The sequence below is a fragment of the Paenibacillus hubeiensis genome (assembly GCF_032334105.1).
Taxonomy (GTDB): Bacteria; Bacillota; Bacilli; order Paenibacillales; family Paenibacillaceae; genus Paenibacillus; species Paenibacillus hubeiensis.
Genome location: NZ_JAVYAE020000016.1, coordinates 42,203 through 62,704, shown reverse-complemented (window position 1 = coordinate 62,704; position 20,502 = coordinate 42,203). Strand labels below are relative to the sequence as shown.

Annotated in this window: 21 protein-coding genes; all 21 read left to right on the top strand. The window is 46.2% G+C overall.

What is annotated here, in order from left to right; genetic code table 11:
• The first annotated feature begins 28 nt into the window (after positions 1-28).
• Positions 29-781, top strand: a complete 753-nt coding sequence (locus RSX24_RS27300; RefSeq protein WP_236415240.1) for a tyrosine-protein phosphatase — start codon at positions 29-31, stop codon at positions 779-781.
• 58 nt (positions 782-839) lie between these two features.
• Complete coding sequence (locus RSX24_RS27295; protein ID WP_343262339.1) at positions 840-1,592, top strand: YveK family protein; 753 nt, start codon at positions 840-842, stop codon at positions 1,590-1,592.
• A complete protein-coding gene (locus tag RSX24_RS27290) occupies positions 1,573-2,247 on the top strand; it encodes a CpsD/CapB family tyrosine-protein kinase (RefSeq protein WP_343262338.1) in 675 nt (224 codons plus the stop codon). The genes RSX24_RS27295 and RSX24_RS27290 overlap by 20 nt, the downstream gene beginning before the upstream one ends.
• A gap of 257 nt (positions 2,248-2,504) precedes the next feature.
• Positions 2,505-3,416 carry a UTP--glucose-1-phosphate uridylyltransferase GalU gene (galU, locus tag RSX24_RS27285; RefSeq protein WP_343262337.1) on the top strand — a complete coding sequence of 304 codons (912 nt, stop codon included), beginning with the start codon at positions 2,505-2,507 and terminating at the stop codon, positions 3,414-3,416.
• On the top strand, positions 3,413-4,081 hold the full coding sequence (locus tag RSX24_RS27280; RefSeq protein ID WP_343262336.1) for a sugar transferase: 669 nt from the start codon (positions 3,413-3,415) through the stop codon (positions 4,079-4,081). Before galU ends, RSX24_RS27280 begins: the two co-directional genes overlap by 4 nt.
• Before the next feature lie 25 nt (positions 4,082-4,106).
• Complete coding sequence (locus tag RSX24_RS27275; protein ID WP_343262335.1) at positions 4,107-5,069, top strand: UDP-glucuronic acid decarboxylase family protein; 963 nt, start codon at positions 4,107-4,109, stop codon at positions 5,067-5,069.
• Between the two features lie 4 nt (positions 5,070-5,073).
• Positions 5,074-6,267, top strand: a complete 1,194-nt coding sequence (locus RSX24_RS27270; RefSeq protein ID WP_343262334.1) for a glycosyltransferase family 4 protein — start codon at positions 5,074-5,076, stop codon at positions 6,265-6,267.
• Between the two features lies 1 nt (position 6,268).
• Complete coding sequence (locus RSX24_RS27265; protein WP_343262333.1) at positions 6,269-7,573, top strand: O-antigen ligase family protein; 1,305 nt, start codon at positions 6,269-6,271, stop codon at positions 7,571-7,573.
• An 8-nt stretch (positions 7,574-7,581) separates the two neighbouring features.
• Positions 7,582-8,733 (top strand): glycosyltransferase, encoded by a 1,152-nt coding sequence (locus RSX24_RS27260; RefSeq protein WP_343262332.1) that lies wholly within the window; start codon positions 7,582-7,584, stop codon positions 8,731-8,733.
• A 14-nt stretch (positions 8,734-8,747) separates the two neighbouring features.
• Positions 8,748-9,830 (top strand): glycosyltransferase family 4 protein, encoded by a 1,083-nt coding sequence (locus RSX24_RS27255; RefSeq protein WP_343262331.1) that lies wholly within the window; start codon positions 8,748-8,750, stop codon positions 9,828-9,830.
• A 110-nt stretch (positions 9,831-9,940) separates the two neighbouring features.
• Positions 9,941-10,837 carry a glycosyltransferase gene (locus tag RSX24_RS27250; protein ID WP_343262330.1) on the top strand — a complete coding sequence of 299 codons (897 nt, stop codon included), beginning with the start codon at positions 9,941-9,943 and terminating at the stop codon, positions 10,835-10,837.
• Entirely contained in the window at positions 10,837-12,198 is a 1,362-nt protein-coding gene (locus RSX24_RS27245) for a lipopolysaccharide biosynthesis protein (RefSeq protein ID WP_343262329.1), read from the top strand. The genes RSX24_RS27250 and RSX24_RS27245 overlap by 1 nt, the downstream gene beginning before the upstream one ends.
• Positions 12,188-13,183 carry a polysaccharide pyruvyl transferase family protein gene (locus RSX24_RS27240; RefSeq protein WP_343262328.1) on the top strand — a complete coding sequence of 332 codons (996 nt, stop codon included), beginning with the start codon at positions 12,188-12,190 and terminating at the stop codon, positions 13,181-13,183. The genes RSX24_RS27245 and RSX24_RS27240 overlap by 11 nt, the downstream gene beginning before the upstream one ends.
• A 36-nt stretch (positions 13,184-13,219) precedes the next feature.
• Positions 13,220-14,611, top strand: a complete 1,392-nt coding sequence (locus RSX24_RS27235) for a sugar phosphate nucleotidyltransferase (protein ID WP_343262327.1) — start codon at positions 13,220-13,222, stop codon at positions 14,609-14,611.
• Entirely contained in the window at positions 14,608-15,939 is a 1,332-nt protein-coding gene (locus RSX24_RS27230; protein ID WP_343262326.1) for a UDP-glucose dehydrogenase family protein, read from the top strand. Before RSX24_RS27235 ends, RSX24_RS27230 begins: the two co-directional genes overlap by 4 nt.
• A 39-nt stretch (positions 15,940-15,978) precedes the next feature.
• A complete protein-coding gene (locus tag RSX24_RS27225) occupies positions 15,979-16,896 on the top strand; it encodes an LCP family glycopolymer transferase (protein WP_343262325.1) in 918 nt (305 codons plus the stop codon).
• A 14-nt stretch (positions 16,897-16,910) separates the two neighbouring features.
• Positions 16,911-17,486: a VanZ family protein gene (locus tag RSX24_RS27220; protein ID WP_343262324.1), complete on the top strand. Its 576-nt coding sequence runs from the start codon at positions 16,911-16,913 to the stop codon at positions 17,484-17,486.
• A 115-nt stretch (positions 17,487-17,601) separates the two neighbouring features.
• Positions 17,602-18,111: a hypothetical protein gene (locus tag RSX24_RS27215; protein ID WP_343262323.1), complete on the top strand. Its 510-nt coding sequence runs from the start codon at positions 17,602-17,604 to the stop codon at positions 18,109-18,111.
• A gap of 358 nt (positions 18,112-18,469) precedes the next feature.
• Positions 18,470-18,649, top strand: coding sequence for a hypothetical protein (locus RSX24_RS27210; RefSeq protein ID WP_236415212.1), 180 nt, complete (start codon positions 18,470-18,472; stop codon positions 18,647-18,649).
• A gap of 32 nt (positions 18,650-18,681) precedes the next feature.
• Entirely contained in the window at positions 18,682-19,590 is a 909-nt protein-coding gene (locus RSX24_RS27205) for an ABC transporter ATP-binding protein (RefSeq protein ID WP_236415210.1), read from the top strand.
• Positions 19,583-20,365, top strand: coding sequence for an ABC transporter permease (locus RSX24_RS27200; RefSeq protein ID WP_236415208.1), 783 nt, complete (start codon positions 19,583-19,585; stop codon positions 20,363-20,365). The genes RSX24_RS27205 and RSX24_RS27200 overlap by 8 nt, the downstream gene beginning before the upstream one ends.
• The last annotated feature ends 137 nt before the right edge of the window (positions 20,366-20,502 follow it).

Genomic DNA, 20,502 nt, shown 5'->3' with positions numbered 1-20,502 from the left:
GAGGAGCATACATTGAGGAAGTTTGGTTATGGTTGAAATACACTGCCACATTTTATTCGGTCTGGATGATGGTCCCTTCCATGTGGAACAATCCGTCGCTATGGCCGAGAAGGCGGCAGTCTCCGGAATTACCTCCATTATTGCCACTCCGCATCACTTGAACGGGCATTATAATAATGACCCGATTGTGGTCAATCAGGCAGTGAAACTGCTTCAGGAAGAGCTGGGAGAGCGTAATATTCACCTGGAGATTCGCCCCGGACAAGAGATCAGGGTACATGACAACCTGATCGATGACCTGTACGCCGGAAGATGCTGCACGCTGGCCGGAAGCCGTTACATGCTGCTGGAATTGCCCTTTGACCACATTCCCCCGAAGTTGTCCGACATTTTATATGAACTCAAAATGGCGGGCATTGTTCCGATTCTTGCTCATCCGGAAAGAAATCGCGTTTTGCTGCGCAAGCCGAAATTGTTAGCAGAGTATTTGAGGCAAGGTGGATTATGCCAGCTTACATCCCAATCGTTCACGGGGCTTTTCGGGCGGAAAGTTCAGAAATGGTGTTTTCATTTTTGCAAAGAAAACGGATTTCATTTCATTTCATCGGATGCTCATGACATTCAAGTGAGGACGTTTGCATTGCGAGAGGCTTATGCACTAATTGAACGTAAGTTTGGGCACAGATTCGTTCAAGTTTTGCAGGATAATGCAGGTTCATTATGGTGGAACAGAAGAGTGAAGGGCGAAAAGTTAACCCGAAGACGAAGGTTCCTGTTTTGACAACCAGCGGCAAGGCCATCAGGTGAATTAAAAAGCAGATTTGAATGGAGGAAATGGCGTGGAACTTAAAGAGTACATGAAGATTTTGCGTAAACGAATCTGGATCATTGTCACATTTGTGTTGGTTGCCTGCGTAGGAGCTGGGGTGAAAAGTTATTTCTTTACAACTCCTATATATGAAGCTAACGCTAAATTAATCGTGAATCAGGTTTACAATGCTGACGGGGTTCCCAATCTTGATATTTCTTCGATTCAAACCAATATAAAGGTGATCAGTTCTTATATGGAGATTATTAAATCTTCCGCAATCCTCGACAAAGTAGTATCTACATATCCCGATCTTGGTCTGACAGCCAATCAACTGGGACAAAGTATTCGGGTATCCACCGCGAACGAATCCCAGGTGATGAGTCTGACCGCCGCAGGAATATCTTCCGAAAAGGCGGCCAAAACGGTGAATGCCGTCGCGAAGGTATTTCAGTCCCAAATCCCCGTTATTATGAAGGTCGATAATGTGACCATCTTAAGCGAAGCCAAACCTACAGAACCCTCCAAACCCATTAATGTCAAACCAACGATGAACATCCTGATCAGCTTCTTTGTAGGACTTTTGCTCGCCATTGGCTTTGTATTTCTATTGGAATACTTGGATGACACCATTAAATCGGAAGATGAACTGGAGAAGGAGCTCGGCATTCCGGCCCTTGCGGTGATTTCCAAATTAAGAAAAGAAGAGATTCGTACCTCCAAGCAAAACTCTGCCCATCAAAAGAAAGTAGGTGACGGTCAGTATGCCACGGCAAACCAATGATAAAGGCGGCCTCATTACGATCGCTAACCCGCAATCCAACTCGTCGGAGGCTTATCGTAAACTGCGGACGAATATTCAGTTTTCGTCCATCGATAGTCAAATTAGAACGATTATGATTGCTTCCGCAGTATCAGGTGAGGGAAAAACGACGACCATCGGCAATTTGGCCGTAGCTTATGCGCAAGAAGGAAAAAAGGTATTGCTTATGGACACTGATCTTCGCAAGCCTGCGATACATCGGATGTTCAACGTGCCGAATCATATCGGGCTGACGAGTGTGTTATCGAGCCAATATAAAGTAACGGAAGTGTTAAGGGAAACAGGCGTGGAAGGACTTCATGTGCTCACCTCGGGACCAGTCCCGCCAAATCCTTCGGAAATGATCGGTTCCCGCAAAATGCATGCGTTACTGGAGGATATGAAAGAGGAGTACGACGTCATTCTATTTGACACTCCCCCAGTATTAGCCGTATCGGATGCATTGATCATCAGCTCGTTGGCTGATGGCGTCATTCTTGTTGTGAGTGCAGGTAAAGTCAAGAAAGACCTCGTCAAAAAGGCAAAGGCTCATCTGGAGCATGTCAATGCAAGAATACTTGGGGCCGCATTGAACAACGTCCAACTCTCCAAAGGACAGTATGGCGAAGATGCCTAGATAATCATGTCTTTTGATTGCAAGGATACGCCAATACCAAACATATTCCAAGGTCATGTCTACTACACCTCTATCAAGGTAGGCACTCGGTCACACTGTGGGTGGTGTACCTTAGACGTTGATCGTCGAGGGTGTGATGTGAGGCTGGGTTAAATGCCCGCTGTAACATGGATTATTGATTACTTATGTTGGTATGAATCAGGTGTTGGTATGAATCAGGCTTTTTAAAAAAAATTACAATGGATAGGGTGGTATTTATGAATAAAGTTAGGAAAGCGATCATTCCTGCGGCAGGTCTGGGCACCAGATTTTTGCCTGCCACAAAGGCAATGCCCAAAGAAATGCTCCCTATCGTAGACAAGCCAACCATCCAATATATTGTAGAAGAAGCGATCGCTTCGGGTATTGAGGATATCATCATTGTGACGGGGAAAGGCAAACGTGCGATTGAGGATCATTTTGACAGTGCGTTCGAGCTGGAGCAGAACTTGCTTGAAAAGGGAAAGCTTTCTTTGCTGGAAGAGGTCAAAAAATCCTCTAACGTGGATATTCATTACATAAGACAAAAGGAGCCGCTAGGTCTCGGGCATGCCGTCTGGTGCGCACGGAACTTTATTGGCAATGAACCTTTTGCCGTCCTGCTCGGGGACGATATTGTTGTTTCCGATGTGCCTTGCACCAAACAGTTGATTCAGCAGTATGAGGAGGTTCAACAATCTGTCCTCGGTGTAAAAACGGTAAGCCCAAGCGAGACGTATCGTTACGGAATCATCGATCCCTTATACACGGAAGGACGGCTGTCTTCGGTAAGCAGCATGGTGGAGAAACCACCATTGGGTACGGCGCCGTCCAATTTGGCCATTATGGGGCGCTACATTTTGACACCGAGCGTATTTAACTATTTGGAGGCGCAGCATGTCGGTGCAGGCGGAGAAATCCAGCTTACGGATGCGCTGCAGAAACTGAATACTGACGAAGGCTTGTATGCATATGATTTTGAAGGGACTCGTTATGATGTAGGAGAGAAGTTGGGTTACATCCTGACCACGCTTGATTTCGCACTGAACAATGCGGAACTGCGTGCACCTGTGTTGACAGCCATTGAAGAGATTTTGATGAGGGAACAGACGAATCAGCGTATGTTTGTGGCAGGAGGGGATAGTCTGTGAATCTCCCAGGACCGGAATATGTTGTGAGCCGTGAAGCTGCGGCCCAAGACGGAACTGCAGCAGTTCTGGACCAGTCGGGTTCGCGGCGTGTTGGAGGTTATGCTGATTTGGGGAAGCCGTTCATCGATATCGTGATTGCAGCCGGGTTGTTGCTTGCTGTTTTACCGATCATGCTTGTTGTGGCTGTTCTTATTAAACTCGATTCCCGTGGACCGATCATTTTCAGGCAGGATCGATATGGAAAAGACGGCGTCACATTCAGTATTTATAAATTCAGAACCATGTATACGGATGCTCCAAAATACAGCGTCTCCCCAACGAGCAGTCTGGATCCGCGCATTACCCGAATCGGCAGAATCCTTCGCAAGACCAGCTTAGATGAACTGCCGCAACTGGTGAACATCCTTAAGGGCGAAATGAGTTTTATCGGGCCGAGACCGGAGATAAAAACGATTGTTGAGCAAGAGTACACCGAGCTGGAACGCAGACGATTTATGGTGAAACCGGGAATAACCGGCTTGTGGCAGGTCAGTGAAGCGCGCAAAGAGCCGATTCACCACAATCTGCAGTATGATTTCCATTATATTTCGAATGTTTCCTTGAGCATGGACATTAAAATTATCATTCAAACCCTACGTGTCATGATTAAAAGCAATACGTTTTGACCTATTATAATGGAGCGTGATCGGATTGAAACATATCATCATTACGGGCGCAGCAGGATTTCTGGGCTCCCACCTCGTCAAATCCTTGATTGAGCAAGGACATCGAGTGATTGGACTGGATAACCTTTCTACCGGAATCATATCGAATCTGCAAGAGGTGGCGAACAGCCCCCTCTTTTCCTTTGTAGAAGCAGATGTAACCCTTCCTGAATCGCTTGATTTCTTGCAGAACGAACAGGTTGATGAAATATATCATTTAGCTTCACCGGCTTCCCCGAAATTCTACCAAGAGGATTCCCTTGGTACGATTTGGGTCAATACGCGTGGAACCTATCATATGCTGGAACTGGCCCGAATCAAAGGGGCAAAGCTGCTCTATTCCAGCACAAGCGAAGCTTATGGCGATCCGGAAGTACACCCGCAACCCGAAAGCTATCGTGGTTATGTGAATACCTGGGGGCCAAGAGCGTGTTACGACGAAGCAAAGCGGTTAGGTGAAGTATTATGTTACGAGTACTATACGAAATATCAGGTATCCGTGAAGGTTGCCCGTATTTTTAATACGTATTCTGCAGGATTACGCAATGACGATGGCAGGGTCATCTCGAACTTTGTGACCCAGGCCTTAACAGGGGCAGATATTACCGTGTATGGAGATGGCTCGCAGACTCGCTCTTTTTGCTATGTGGATGACAACATCAACGGATTGCAAAAACTGATGGAAACGGATCGGGCCACGGGAGAAATCGTCAACATTGGCAACCCGTCCGAGTACAGCGTGCTTGAAGTTGCCCATTTGGTTAAGCGGCTTACGCAATCAGAGAGCAATATCGTGTATATGCCGTTGCCTCAGGATGATCCCAAAGTCAGAAGACCCGTAATAGACAAAGCCAGGGAACTGCTGGATTGGGAACCGAAAATCGGCCTTGAAGAGGGGCTGGGACGTATGATTCAACATTATCGTGCAATGCTTCTCGGGACGTTGTAATGCCATGGCCAAAATATTGATCGCCCATAGCCTGTATCCGCCAAATATTATTGGCGGAGCGGAAATATCCGCACAAATTTTGGCCCAGACATTGAGCCGACAATATGAAGTTAAAGTCATGACAGTTGGTCAACACAACGATAACAAGGTGAGGTCAGACTGTGTGAATGGTATCGATGTGCTCCGTTTACCTTACAATAATCGATATTGGATTGGAGATACCGGTAGGCGTTCAACGGTAACGAGTAAAATCATGTGGCGCGTTCAGGACATTTTTAACATAAAACAGTATCAGCACATTAAAGAGCACCTAGTCAATGAAAGGCCCGATTTGGTTCACACACATAATCTGCCAGGACTCAGTTTTGCTGTGTGGAGGGCGGCCTATGAATTGAACATTCCGCTTGTACACACGCTTCACGATTTCTCTTTAGTTGATCCAATTAAAGTCTCGGTATATTCGAGAATGTACAGAATTATCTCGAGAAGGTTCAGTCGATTGGCAGCGTCTGTGATTGGCGTTTCTAATCACATTCTTGGGACGCATACCTCGTTTGGACTGTTTGAGAATTCGAGCAAACATGTCGTTCATAATATCGTGGACCAAGATGAACAGGCCATAGAACTGTTTACACAGAAGAAAGTGAATACCAGAGATCCGTTAAATATAGGTTATTTTGGACAGCTCACTGAGGTGAAAGGGGTCCATTATTTGGTGGATGCAATGAAGATGCTGGATTCCAGCATTGTGGGTAAGCTTTGCATTTACGGTGACGGTCCCTTGTTGCATTCTTTGAAAGAATTGGCTGCCTCTGATCATCGCATCGAATTCAAAGGAAAGGTTTCCAAATCGGACGTTATGAAACAAATGGCTGCGATGGACCTTGTGATCGTTCCTTCAACGTGGGATGAACCGTTTGGAATGGTTGTTATCGAATCCTGTCAGGTGGGAACGCCGGTGTATGCCTCGCGAGTCGGAGGAATGGCGGAGATTCTGTTGGATTCGGAAGAGTTTTCGTTCCCTCCTTATGACTCAGAGGCCATTGCTCGTTCGATTATGCAGTATTTTCATATGAGTGAAGCTGAAAAAAAAGAGTTAAAACAGCGTTGCCACCAACACAGTCAAAGTTTTAATGAAGTCTATTTGCTTCAGAAACACAATGACATCTACGGCAAACTGATCGGGTATGGGGGTTAAAATGCAAACGATTGCCATGCATGCAGGCAAACCTGTATACGTTGAGACTCAAGCTGAAACAAAGCATACTTTGTTTAAAGTTCTGTTCCACATGTTGATGGTTTATTTGGCATTTTACGGTCTGGTCTCTGTTTATGTGGATAATATCGTTATTCGTTCACTAAAGGATGCAGGCATGCTCTTGTTGGCTACGTTTGCTTTGATTAAAGCGTACCGCAGTCAACACCGCTTTATTATTCTGTTCTTGTTCTTGTTTGCTTCCATTATGGCAATAGGATCCTTGAATCTGTTGCTTGGTGGAAGCCTCGTAACATGGGTTTACGGGGTAAAGATTACGTTTCTACCAATGATGATGTTGCTTGCTGGTATATACATTGCAGAGCTTAAGATAGTGGACCTATTTGCAAGAACGAATCTGATCATCTTGTTTCTATTAATTATTGGTTGGTTGGTTCAATATTCACTTGGGATCGACAAGTTGCTCTCGCTGGGATTCGTATATGGCGTAAATATTAAACATTATATGGCAGGTGTACCTCGGCTTAGTTCCATTACAGTTTCACCGGACGCCTATGCGTATGCTTTATTGATCGCAGGTATAATAGCAGAAAGAACACGATTGGCTACGAAAGTTCGGTTGTTCCGGATATTCATTCAATTACTGACCATCAGTTTTTTGCTGCTTTCAACCATTCGATCTGCAATTGTGTTCTGGATTGTTTATCAAGTGGTGATGTTCATTTTGCGCGTGCGCAAATACGATTCCAATAATATGTTGTTACTGGCTAGTGTTTTTCTGCTGCTCCCTGCAGTTGTTGTGTTCGGGGTTCAATTGATGGAAACGTACAACCTGCTCTCCATTAATTCCATGCTGGTACGATTTGAGAGCTGGGGCTCCTATCTAACATCGCCATTCTCAATGGCTGGATTTATAGGAAATGGGTTGGGGTCAGTAGGCGCCGCCAGTCTCCGAACACAGATTCTTGGTTTGCAGTCAAGTGCTTATCCTGTAGATAATCAGTATTTTTCATTTTATGCGCAGACAGGATGGCTGGGCATTATTTATTTGCTCATTTTATCTCTATGGATCACAGTCAGCCTTTTTAAACGAATGAAACAGCTGCCTGTGACAGATACGACAGGACTGCCGCAGATGGCCATTGCAATAGGGGCGGGAGTTGTCGTATCAAGCTTTACGACAAATGTGCTTGAACTGTTCCCGAGCAATGTATTCATATGGATTGCCATTGGCATTGCCCTGTATCAACAACAGGAAGCGGATGAAATACCATTACAAAGCAGGTGAGCATATTTATGAAGGTTTTGCATATAGGGGAATACGTTGTTGGTGGAGTGGCAACCTATTTGAACGAACTTGTTGCATATCAACGTCGATTTTTTGATGTATATTTAATGATGAGCGACTACAATTCGGCATCTGACTTCGATTTGGAGCCGGATCGCATTTTGCGTTATGAGTATAAACGCCATCCAAAGTACTTTCTTCAAGCCATGAAACATATTCGCCAAGCCATCAAAAAGATTCAACCGGATATTATCCATATTCATAGCTCGTTTGCGGGTATGCTCGCAAGGGGCTTATTTTTTGTTTTCCCCCAAAAAGCGAGCGTATTCTATTGCTCGCACGGCTGGTCCTTTTTAATGGATACCAAGCCAAGACTCAAAAGGGCCTATTTCATGATTGAAAAGATGCTGGAATTCAAGACAGACTTCATCATTAACATTTCAAGATACGAATTGGAACAGTCCGTTCAATTGGGAATGTCCCCTTCCAAATCTAGGTTCGTGTATAGCGGCTTGAGGGAGAAAAAGTCAAATCCATCGTTCGATGCGAATGTTCCAGCTGTATGGAGTAGCAGCGACGAAGAAGGAGTTATCCGTCTATTGTTCGTTGGAAGATATGATCGGCAGAAAGGACTGGACGTACTCCTGGATGTGCTTGCCAAACATCCTGAGCTTCAAGAGCTGCTCCGACTGTACGTCATTGGAGATAGTGTATTGGAAAACAACGAATGGCATTTTCCCGATAATGTCGTTCGGCTAGGTTGGGTAGATAACGCGGCGATTGACCGATACTACCAGCAATGTGATGCCGTGATCATGCCGTCTCGTTGGGAAGGGCTTCCTTTGGTAGCTATCGAAGCGATGAAGAATCGTAAAGCGGTCATTGCAAGCAATCGTGCCTCTTTGCCCGAGCTGGTTTCCCACGAACTGAACGGGTACATTTTTGATCTGGATCAGCCCAAAGAATTATTGGACATTCTGATTAAATTGGACAAAAAAACGCTGGCTGCCATGGGCGAAGTCGGTCGCGGCATATATTTGGAAAGGTTTAGCGCGGATCGTATGAATGAAGAATTCGTTAGTCTTTATTATGAGGCACGGGATGCGAATGTAATTTTCCATCATGGTCAAGTGAACACCCGTCCTGAAAATTTCGAATAGAAATGGAGAATCGCATGACTAGAATATATATTAATGCCCGTTTCTTGACTCAGACTGTTACGGGTGTTCAACGATATGCCATAGAACTTGTAAAGGAGATCGACAAACTGATTGAATCCGGAGAAGTGGATGGAACCAAATACGAATTTTGTTTGCTTTCCCCATCCAACGTCGTAACCCGGCTTGAACTAAAACATATTCGCCATCAAGTCGTTGGCAAACTTAAGGGGCACGCATGGGAACAGTTTGAATTGCCGTTCTACTCCAGAGGAGGATTACTAATTAATTTGTGTAATACGGGACCGGCTTTCAAACGAAATCAAATTGTAACAATCCATGATGCATCGGTCTTCAGTTATCCGAAGGCGTTTTCGTTTGCTTTCCGTTCATGGTATCAGTTTTTGACGGTTCGTTTGGGGAAAATTTCAAAAAGAGTAATTACTGTATCCAACTTCTCCAAGGGTGAATTAATCCAACATTGCAAGATTGCAGCACAGAAAGTATCTGTCACTCATTTGGGGATCGATCATATTCATGACAGGCAGGCGGCTCAAGGTGTTCTCGAAAAGTACGGAATCGAATCTCCGTATGTTCTGGCCGTAAGCACCATGAACCCTTATAAAAATTTTAAGATGATTTTCGAAATTTTACCTGAGGTGAAAGCCCACAATTTAAACGTGGTCATTGTTGGTTCTAAGAACAGCAAGGTATTTAGCAACCATAATCAAAACGAATCGGATGCTGTTCAGTGGGTTGGTTATGTGTCGGACGAGGAGTTAAAAAGCTTGTATGAGAATGCTGCCGGATTCATTTTCCCATCCTTATACGAAGGTTTCGGATTACCGCCACTGGAGGCGATGGCGTTGGGCTGCCCGGTAATCGTCTCTTCCCGTGGTTCCATTCCTGAAGTATGTGGAGATGCTGGATTATATTTTGATCCCCAGTACCCGCAAGAAGCCGCCTCGCGTTTGGTAGAGGTTGCATCTAATCCAGATTTAGTACAACAACTGTCTGCGAAAGGTAAGGAGCACTCATCCTATTTTTCATGGAACAAGTGCGCCAAAGATACGGTCAACATTATCATGAATGCGGTATAGTGGTCTGTCTTTCAAATCCACATCTCAAGACGTGTACAGGGTCAGTATAATATGATCATTGTCTTAACCCGTCGGTATGTGGAAGAAAACTGCAAGTTTGAGGTGAGAGGATGAGGGCTTCTGTAGCCATTTGTACACATAACCGGGGCGATGATACGATGCAGGCGATCGAGAGTTTGTTGCAAGGAGATACGGCGTACACAGCATATGAAATTATTATTATCGATAACTGTTCCACAGATCATACCAAAGAACGGTTTGAATCAATGAATTTTCCTGCACACGTGCGTTATATCTTTGAGCCACAATTGGGATTGTCTTACGCAAGAAATAGAGCTATTCAAGAAGCTCGAGGAGAGTTTGTATTGTTTTTGGACGATGATGCCTTGGCTTCTGCTTCATGGATTAGAGAAGTTGTGAGAATATTTGATATGGATTCCGAAATCGGCTGTGTTGGAGGTAAGATTGTTCCCATTTGGGAGGGAGGAAAACCCGAGTGGATTCCAGATGACTTTATAAGTCTATACTCCATCCTGGATTTTTCAAATGAGATTGTTGAGATGAAAGAGCCGTATATTCCGTTTGGAGCCAATGTGTCTTTCAGGAAAAGCATTTTTCAGGATATTCAGCCTTTTAGAACCGACTTGGGACGTATAGGGAACAATCTTCTATCAGGCGAAGAAAGTGATCTCATTGGCCGTATTCGAGCAAAATATAAGATTTATTACAATCCATACGCAGCAGTCGAGCACAAGATTTCAAAAAGCAGACTGAATAAACGCTGGTTGTTACGCCGGGTCTACTGGCAAGGAATTAGTGATGCGACCCAGCACCAGTCAAGCTCAGTCGGCATTCTTAAACATTTGTTCATTATCTTTCTGGCATCCATCTATATTATTGTTTCAATGACTAATGTCAAAAAAGTGACCAGAGGAATGGCCAAAATATACTATCGTAACGGCAGTATTGTAGGGTCTTTTCGTAAAAGCAAAGGAATGAATGCCTGATGAACATGGCCGTAGTCTCTTCGAACAAACAGCATAGTTTGGTACAAACCATTCTTATGACAAGTTTTGCCAATGTGCTCATTATGGCTGTAACGACGCTTACCTCTATTCTTACAGCTCGCATGTTTGGAGCGGCGGGAAGGGGAGAACTCGCAGCGGTGCTGTTCTGGCCATCGTTCCTGTCCGGACTTGCAGCCTTTGGGTTGCCAACTTCGCTAATCTTTAATGTGAAACGAAACCAACATCAATTATCGACCTACATTGGAATGAGCTTTGCAGTGCAAGTGCCGATCAGTGTAATCGTTGGAATGATTAGCTGGTGGGGCATTTCATTTTGGCTCACTGGATATTCGGAGTCTACCATTGATGTGGCTCGTTGGTATACAGTCCTTATGGTGCCGCTACTTCTTCTTATGGGTCTGCTCGCAGCATCTGCACAAGGGACCGAAAGATTTATCACGTATAACTTATCACGGCTGCTTGTACCTCTTTTAAACTTGGTGGGTTTACTCACACTTTGGGCTTCCGGTACCCTTACAGTCGAAAGGGCTATTATGACTAGCTTGATCTCCACGTTTCTCGTCTTGAGCACATTCATGTGCATAATGCGCAAAGACATCTTCGTATCAATCACTCAATGGATACATCAGTTTAAGGCATGTGTTCACTTATTTAGTTATGGAATTCGGGTGTATGGTGTAGAACTGATGGGAACGCTTTATACACAGTTTGACAAAATTATTATCATTACGTTGCTTACACCGCGAGATTTCGGATTGTATTCAGTCGTTTTTGCTTTATCAAGATTGTTCGACGTGGTACAGAATGCAATTACAAACGTTATATTTCCAAAAGTCGCTGGTAAAGATCAGAATCAGGTACTGTCCCTGGTGGGCAGGGCTTTTCGTATAAGCATGGTTCTAATGACGATTATCGTCATTCCAAGCATGTTGATTGGCCGATATTTTATTGGTCTTTTGTATGGCGAAGAATTTTTACAAGCCAGCCCCGTTTTTTATCTGCTTTCGTTTGAGTGCATCGTCGGCGGAGGTTCGTGGATTCTAGCTTCGGCGTTTAATGCACTCGGACGTCCCGGCGTGATCCTGATAAGACAGGTTTGTGCGCTGGTCGTGACGGTTTCGTTATTTTTTGTGCTCACTCCCGTATTTGGTTTGACGGGAATTGGTATCGCATTGCTGGCTGGTTCGTTGGTCCGCATTTTGATGTCCCTCATTTCCATATCCATTCTGTTCAAAATCCCTCTGCGCAACATGCTATATGATCGGGAAGATATCGCGTTCCTGAAGCAGGCATTCAGCGAAAAAAAACTTTTCAAAGGAGCTCGGGATTATGCCGAATAAGCAACAGGTTCATCCCATGGATGAATTAAAGGAGCGATTGAAACAAATTTTAGAAGTAGTCCCTCCACATTCCAGAATCTTCTATTTTGATTACCCCGTTTATAGCAATTGCGGTGATTTGCTAATCATGAAAGGAACCGAGGCTTTCTTTAAAGAGAACCAGATTCAGGTCGTCAAGCGTTTCAGTGTATATGAGTTCAGTGAACGGATGCAGATTCCGAAAGACCACATCATTGTTTTACAAGGGGGCGGGAATTTCGGCGATTTGTATGACATGCATCAAAATTTGCGGGAGAACATCGTGAGAAATTACCCTCAAAACCGAATTGTGCTATTGCCACAAACTATTTTTTATAAAAACGAAAATGCGGTACAGCGGACGGCTTCTATATTTAATGAACATGCCGACCTCCATCTATTTCTTAGAGACGAAAAATCGCTTCAATTAGCATCGGAACATTTCCATAACTGTAAGTTGAAGTTGATGCCTGATATGGCACACCAACTATGGCCTATTCAATTCAAGGATGCACCGCGAAAAGAACGCTTGAATTTTCTCCGTGTGGATATTGAAGTGAATGCGGAGCAGTATGCAGTTACTTCCAAAATACAGGGTGATACTCTGGATTGGGATACATTGTACACCAGGTACGAAAGAAAGCTGGTGCAGTGGGCAGGTGGTGGTATGCGTAGAATCAAAGGAAACGCGTTGCTGCAGCTAGGATGGAGGATATACAGTGATTATTTGGTCAATAAGGCCATCCGACGTTTTGCCAATTATGAAGTGATATATACTTCGAGATTGCATGGACATATTTTGTCCTGCCTGATGGCAAAGCCAAATATCTTGATAGATAATTCGTATGGAAAGAATTCAGGCTACTACCAGCTATGGACACATGAGGTGAACACGGCGAATATGGTCGGCTCTGCCAAAGGCAATATGTCCTTGGATCATGGATACAAAGAAACCGTCACGGTTTAAAAAAAGGGATAAAATAAGGAGTGAAGTGACTACGTTATGAGAATCGTACTTCTTTCCGGCGGGTCCGGCAAACGGTTATGGCCGTTGTCCAATGACACACGCTCCAAACAATTTCTGAAAGTGCTGGAAGGCCCCAATGGGCAGGCCGAATCGATGGTTCAGCGTGTATGGAGACAGCTGCAGCATACCGGGTTAAGCGAATCGGCCACCATTGCAACAAGCAAACCTCAGGTTGAGATTTTGCGCAGCCAATTGGGAGAGGAAGTGGACCTCGTTGTAGAACCGGAGCGCAGAGACACCTTCCCGGCTATTGCATTGGCAGCCGTGTATCTGTATTCGGTCAAGGGTGTCAGCCTGAATGAGACTGTGGCTGTACTTCCGGTAGACCCCTATGTGGAAGAGACCTTTTTTCATAAAGTGACCGAACTTGAGTGCATACTAAACCAATCCGAAGCGGAACTGGCTTTGATCGGCGTCAAACCGACATATCCTTCCGAAAAGTACGGGTATATCATTCCCGGCACCAAAGAAGTGGAGAATGAGCATGCTCCATATACGAAAGTATTGCGTTTCCAGGAGAAACCCCGCGAAGCCGAAGCGGCAGAGATGATTCAACAATCTGCGCTTTGGAATTCCGGGGTTTTTGCATTCAACCTGAATTACCTGATCAATCTCCTGATTTCCCTTGAACTACCCATCCAGTACGAGGAGATGCTTAAGCAATATGACAGGCTGGAAAAAATCAGCTTTGATTACCAGGTTGTCGAGAAATCCGGTCACATTGTGGTCACGCCGTACGAGGGGTATTGGAAGGACCTCGGCACATGGAACACACTGACGGACGAAATGAGCACCAACATTGTTGGGCCGGGCGTCATGAGTGGAAATTCGATCAACACTCATCTCATCAATGAATTGAATATCCCCGTATGCGTGCTTGGCGTGTCCAATCTTATAGTGGCAACGAGCCCGGATGGCATTCTTGTCAGCGAGAAAGAGGCCAGCCCCCAGGTCAAAGAGGTATTGAAAGACCGCAATGACCGGCCCATGTACGAGGAGCGCCGCTGGGGATGTTACCGAGTGCTGGACTATACGCGAAATGCGGACGGCGATGAGGTGCTGACGAAACGCATCGTGATCGGTGCCGGCAAAAATTTGTCCTATCAGTATCATTTGAAACGGAATGAAGTGTGGACAGTTGTGTCGGGTCAGGGAGAATTCATACTTGACGGCGACCTGATGAAAATTTCCCAGGGGGACAATATCGTCATCCCGTTAGGGTGCATGCATAGCGTAAAAGCTGTAACCGAGCTTGAAATCATTGAAGTGCAGATGGGCAGCGAATTGGTGGAAGAAGACATTGTCCGCATCGAGACGGAATGGGCTGAAATTATCCAAAATTGCGTGAACTGGGGGAGAAGAAGATGAACATAGCGGTGATTGGAACGGGATATGTCGGTCTTGTGTCAGGAGTATGCTTTTCGGAAATCGGCAACAAGGTCATCTGCGTGGACAACAATCAAGCCAAGGTTGATATGCTCAATGACGGCGGCGTGCCGATCTACGAGCCAGGTCTTCAAGAACTGATGCAATCCAACATGAAAGCAGGCCGATTATCCTTTACGTCGGATATTGCCGAAGCCATGGACCAATCCGATATCATTTTTATTGCGGTAGGCACGCCTCCCCTGCCAAATGGAGAAGCCAATCTGAGTTTTGTTGAGCAGGTGGCGCTGGAAATCGGAACCCACATGAAAAATTATAAAATCGTGGTGACCAAAAGCACCGTCCCCGTCGGCACGAATGATCGCGTGAAAGACTTGATCAGCAGCATCAGCGGTCAACCTTTTGACGTGGCTTCGGTCCCTGAGTTTTTGCGGGAGGGGTCGGCCGTAAAGGATACGCTGCATCCGGATCGCATCGTGATCGGAACGGATAGCGATCGGGTCATCAAAACGCTCAAAAAGCTTCATCGTCCGTTAACGGACAATATCATCATCACGGACATCCGCTCTGCCGAAATGATCAAATACGCATCCAATGCTTTCCTGGCAACCAAAATTTCGTTCATTAATGAAATTTCGAATATTTGCGAAAAAGTAGGCGCTGACGTCACTCGCGTGGCCGAAGGCATGGGGTATGACAAACGGATCGGATCCGCCTTCCTGAAGGCGGGAATCGGCTATGGTGGTTCATGCTTTCCCAAAGATACCCAAGCCCTGATCCAGATTGCGGACATGGTTGATTACGATTTCCGCTTGTTGAAGTCCGTCGTGCAAGTTAACCAGGACCAACGCTTTCAAGTCATTCGCAAACTGGAAGAGGCTGCCGGGTCGCTCCAAGGTAAAACGATTGGCATTTGGGGACTTGCATTCAAACCGGACACGGACGATGTGCGGGAGGCGCCGGCAATCGATATCATCAACTATCTTCATGATGCCGGGGCAGTCATCAAAGTGTATGATCCGATCGCGATGCCTAACTTCCGCAAAGAAGTCGATATTGCTTCGATTCAGTGGTGCGAAGATGCTTTGCAGGCAGCGAGGGATACGGATGCGTTGTGCGTGTTGACCGAATGGAAGGAATTTTCCAAAGTTGATTTGCAGGACCTGGTCCATGTGATGAAAGAACCCATTATGATTGATGGACGCAATCTGTATGGCCCGGAACAAATTCTGGTATCAGACCTGCAATATTATTCGGTTGGCCGTCCGGGGCTGGTCCGCATTCAAGGAAAAACAGCGGCAATCATTTAACGAGTTCATCCACAATCGAGTATGAGCGAGGGCAAACTTATGAAAAAGTGGCTAAAAATCACCATATGGACGTTTTCCCTATTGATTCTGGGCACGGCGGGGTATGGCATCTACCTGTATCAATCCGTTAAGTCCACCGCTGAGCAAATCTATGAACCGCGCAATCCGGTCAAGCCGGTATCCATTACAGATCAAGGTGGAGGCCTTCCGGTAGATCTAAACAGCAAGGAGCCGTTCAACGCGCTGATTCTTGGGGTAGATGAGAGACCCAATGATTCGGGACGATCCGATACAATCATTGTATTAAGCGTCAACCCGGCCAAACACAAGGCGCTTTTGTTCAATATTCCGAGAGACACCAGAACGGAGATTGTCGGACATGGCACAGAGGACAAAATCAATCATGCGTATGCGTTCGGTGGAGTGGACATGTCGATTCGAACCATCGAACAATTTTTGGGCATTCCGATCCATTATTACATGAAAGTGGATATGGAAGGGTTTGCTCGGATTATCGACCTGGTGGGTGGGGTCGACGTGAATAATCCATTTGCTTTTGATTATGACGGGATGCGCTATGAGAAGGGGAATATCCATTTGGACGGTTCGGCTGCCCTCGGTTACTCAAGAATGCGTTATGATGATCCAAAAGGAGACCTTGGGCGCAATGAAAGGCAGCGCGAAGTGTTGAAAAGCGTGTTTCAAAATTCGCTGCAGGTTTCAAGCGTCATGAATTTGCATTCGGTGCTCGAAGAGTTGGGAACCCATGTCAGAACCGACCTGACATTTGATGAAATGAAAGAGCTTTTGTTCGAATATCGCAGTGATTTGGGAACGATCGACACGGTTGAAATTCAAGGCAAGGGCGAAAAAATAGACGGCATTTATTACTATATCGTGGACCAGGCCGAACGGGACCGGATTCGTGGAATTCTTGAGGAATACGCAGAAAAATAACGTGCAGAGGGCTAATGAAAGTGGTGATACCCATCATTGCAGAGGAGGGTGCTCGCAAAAAAAGAAGGCGAGTCAAAAGCAACGGTTACAAGCGCCGGAGAACGTTCGGTTATATTCTGTGGTTATTGTTTATCCTGGGCTGGATCATGCTGATCTGGTCCTTCTCCATGCAAACCTATCAACAGCAGAGCATTCAGCCTTGGTTGCACAGCTGGGCAGAACATTTGCGGTTGAAAATATCGTTTCCGGACATTGCCTTCCATTACGGTGATCGTTCTTACTCTTTAAGGCAGCAGCCCTACGAATTTGTCGAATTTATGTTCCGGAAGACTGCGCATCTGTTCGTGTATGCTGTCCTGGGGATATTGGTCTATGCGAGCTTGCGTTACAGGAACGTGCATTGGGCCAAATGTGCAATGATCTCATTGATCGTCGTTGCAGCCATTGCAGGCACGGATGAGTACATACAGCAGTTTTCCAAGGATCGAACTTCATCTGTTCGCGATGTTGGAGTGGATCTTCTTGGGGGCGCAGCCGGCATTTTGATCTGGGCGGGGGGCAGGTCCCTTTTTAGGAAAAAGCGGCAATAGGCTTCGATCGTTTGTCCTGAAGCAACGATGATTTCCCAGGAAATGCGCACAATGTTCCTTCTACTTGTCCTTCATTCATCATAAGTATGAATGAAGTAGATAAGGGGGAGCCTGCATGCTGCGAAAAAGAAACCGGATGATGCTGCTTCAGAAGATCGGTTTTATTGCCGTTGTAGTCGTGTTGATCTGGCTGATCGGCCGAACGCTTCCAGCTCTTTTCAAGGCAGCTGCACCGGAAGAGGCAGCAGCTCTCGTTCAACAATTTTATGAATATGAACAGGCTGGAGATTTCGGCAGCTCGTGGGAGCTGTTTCATCCATTGATGAAGGAGCGTTTCTCCAAAAGCGCTTACTTGCAATCCAGAGCGCACATCTTTATGCAGCATTTTGGAGTGGAAACCTTCGATTTGGAGGTGGGGAAGCCTGAACGCCAGTTTGACGTTGTTATTGTCGGCGGAGCCGAACCTTTCGATGAAGCTTATCGGGTGAAGGTTACTATGAAGTATGAAGGGACTTTTGGCCAGTTCAGCATTGACCAGAATTGTTACGCAGTGAAAGACGGAGATGAGTGGACGATGCTTTGGTATTATCCGCAAAAAGAGGCTGAACGTGAGGGGAACGGATAATCGCTTGTTGTAAGGATGGATCATCTTCAAAAAAAGCAATTGATATGCATCTATATATTGCATCATAATGTAACATTTTTCTCTCCTGAAAGCTCCATAAATGCGAGACTTTGGTCGCATTTATGGAGCTTTTTTTGTGTTTTATTTGCCTTTTATGCCTGCAAGCCCTTGACAATAGTTCGTATGTCCAGTAAATTACGACTTAGATACAAAATGTATCAAATTTCTGCGCCTAACGACAAAAAACTGGGACGTTCATAAGCTCATGCGAGGGGAAGGAATTTCATTGATCGAATCGAGCCGCTTTTACTGTGTCAGCTGTGGGATCATTGTGTCGGTTGCTGGAGGCTTCGTCGAAATGAAAGAAAAAGGCTGCAGGAGGGATCAGGTTTTTCGCACCGGCTTCTACCGAAGTGAAATGCCGCTTGGATGCTGCGAAACCTGCTTGAATCACGGGAAAAGTCAAGGGATCAACCAATTCTCAGGACAATATGACAAAAATTATGATACACTGGATTCATATGAAAAGCGGGCTTGAGAGACCAAGCCCGTGAAATAGGGAGGTATGACATGCAGCAGGAGCCGGTAGTGCGCATACAGGGCGTCAGCAAAATCATCTCTTCCCGAACGTTGGTGAGCGACCTGACCTTGGATATTCCTCCAGGCCAGGTTTTTGGCTTTTTGGGCCCCAATGGTGCGGGGAAGACAACGACCATTCGCATGATGGTTGGATTGATGTCCATTAGCAAGGGAGATATTTTCATCTCCGGGCATAGCGTTAAGGATGAATTCGAGAAGGCTGTGGCCAACGTGGGAGCCATTGTGGAAAATCCGGAAATGTACAAGTTTCTGAGCGGATATCAGAACTTGGTGCATTTTGCGCGAATGTCCCCGGGAGTTACGAAAGAAAGAATTGATGAAGCCGTTGCGCGTGTAGGGCTCACTGCCCGCATCCACGACCGCGTCAAAACGTACTCCTTGGGCATGCGTCAGCGTCTTGGGGTTGCACAGGCCATCCTGCATAGACCCAAGCTGCTCATTCTGGACGAGCCGACCAACGGACTGGATCCGCAGGGAATTCGCGAATTAAGGGATTATTTGCGGCAGCTCAGCCGTGAAGAGGGTACGACCGTCTTTGTTTCCAGCCATTTGCTGTCCGAAATGGAGCTGATGTGTGACACGGTAGCCATTATTCAGAATGGCAAATTGGTCGACGTAAGAAACCTCAGAACAGAAGCGGAAGCCGACGCCATGGCGGAGATTGCGTTCGAGGTCGATGATGTGCAGCGGGCCGTCATGCTGGTGGACGGAGCTGTCGTTCAAGGACAGGCGCTCGTTGTCCGTCTGACACGGGAGCAGATCCCGGCCCTGAATGCGAAATTGGTCGGGGAAGGCATTCACGTTTACGGCATTCGTCATGTGGCGGCAACGCTTGAGGATCAATTTTTGCAAGTAACCGGAGGTGGGGGCATTGGGTAACTTCGGGAATCTGGTGATGAACGAAAACATGAAAATCTATCGCCGTGCCCGCACATGGATCATGCTGTCCATTCTGGCGGTATTGGCATTGTTCATGCCCGTCCTGTTCAAGGAAGGCATCGGCGCAGAGAACATGTCTGCCTTGGAAGCGGCGTTGACGACCGTTCAGTTGTTGTTTTTCCTGAATACGATCTTCTCGGTTGTGATCGCCGCGGAGACGGTTGCCGGTGAATTTACGTGGGGCACGATCAAACTGCTGCTCATTCGTCCATGGTCGCGAAGCAAGATTCTGGCATCCAAATACGTTAGCGTGATCGCGTTCAGCGTGCTCAGCACATTGATCCTGATTTTGCTGACGCTGGGCATGTCGTTCATTCTCTTTGGCGGCGGAGGCAATGTGACAGCGGGGGATGCTTGGGCGATGTGGGGATATCAATATGTGGACCTGTTCATTACTCTGGCCATCGCTTTCATGGTTTCTTCGGTATTCCGTTCCGGCGCGCTTGCGATCGGGCTATCGCTATTCATTATGTTCACGCAGGGCATTTTCTCGCTGATCTTTAGCCCGGAGCGTTACGGCTGGGCCAAGTACATTCTGTTCAACAATATGGACCTTAGCAGATACATGACGGATTCCTCGGAACTGAGCTTGTTTGGCGGCGGATCTTCAGGCATGACGCTCGGATTTTCCGTAACGGTCCTGGCTGTATATTACATCGTATTCATGGTTATATCGTGGGTCGTATTCACAAGAAGAGATGTGGCAGGCACATAAGCCTGCCTCTTTTTTTTTGCCTTTTTTTGCGATTTTGCCGACGGAAGCGGAACGCCTGCTATGTGGCATGGCCCGGATTTTGGGGTACATAGGTAGTACGCGTACATAAAAAAAGCGGATGACCGCCGATGGCCTCT

Coding starts and splice junctions, on each gene's coding strand:
- galU (WP_343262337.1), top strand. CDS start 2,505: ATGAATAAAGTTAGGAAAGCGATCATTCCTGCGGCAGGTCTGGGCACC.
- RSX24_RS27255 (WP_343262331.1), top strand. CDS start 8,748: ATGACTAGAATATATATTAATGCCCGTTTCTTGACTCAGACTGTTACG.
- RSX24_RS27230 (WP_343262326.1), top strand. CDS start 14,608: ATGAACATAGCGGTGATTGGAACGGGATATGTCGGTCTTGTGTCAGGA.
- RSX24_RS27225 (WP_343262325.1), top strand. CDS start 15,979: ATGAAAAAGTGGCTAAAAATCACCATATGGACGTTTTCCCTATTGATT.
- RSX24_RS27300 (WP_236415240.1), top strand. CDS start 29: ATGGTTGAAATACACTGCCACATTTTATTCGGTCTGGATGATGGTCCC.
- RSX24_RS27290 (WP_343262338.1), top strand. CDS start 1,573: ATGCCACGGCAAACCAATGATAAAGGCGGCCTCATTACGATCGCTAAC.
- RSX24_RS27220 (WP_343262324.1), top strand. CDS start 16,911: ATGAAAGTGGTGATACCCATCATTGCAGAGGAGGGTGCTCGCAAAAAA.
- RSX24_RS27235 (WP_343262327.1), top strand. CDS start 13,220: ATGAGAATCGTACTTCTTTCCGGCGGGTCCGGCAAACGGTTATGGCCG.
- RSX24_RS27245 (WP_343262329.1), top strand. CDS start 10,837: ATGAACATGGCCGTAGTCTCTTCGAACAAACAGCATAGTTTGGTACAA.
- RSX24_RS27260 (WP_343262332.1), top strand. CDS start 7,582: ATGAAGGTTTTGCATATAGGGGAATACGTTGTTGGTGGAGTGGCAACC.
- RSX24_RS27240 (WP_343262328.1), top strand. CDS start 12,188: ATGCCGAATAAGCAACAGGTTCATCCCATGGATGAATTAAAGGAGCGA.
- RSX24_RS27270 (WP_343262334.1), top strand. CDS start 5,074: ATGGCCAAAATATTGATCGCCCATAGCCTGTATCCGCCAAATATTATT.
- RSX24_RS27215 (WP_343262323.1), top strand. CDS start 17,602: ATGCTGCGAAAAAGAAACCGGATGATGCTGCTTCAGAAGATCGGTTTT.
- RSX24_RS27205 (WP_236415210.1), top strand. CDS start 18,682: ATGCAGCAGGAGCCGGTAGTGCGCATACAGGGCGTCAGCAAAATCATC.
- RSX24_RS27250 (WP_343262330.1), top strand. CDS start 9,941: ATGAGGGCTTCTGTAGCCATTTGTACACATAACCGGGGCGATGATACG.
- RSX24_RS27265 (WP_343262333.1), top strand. CDS start 6,269: ATGCAAACGATTGCCATGCATGCAGGCAAACCTGTATACGTTGAGACT.
- RSX24_RS27210 (WP_236415212.1), top strand. CDS start 18,470: ATGAAAGAAAAAGGCTGCAGGAGGGATCAGGTTTTTCGCACCGGCTTC.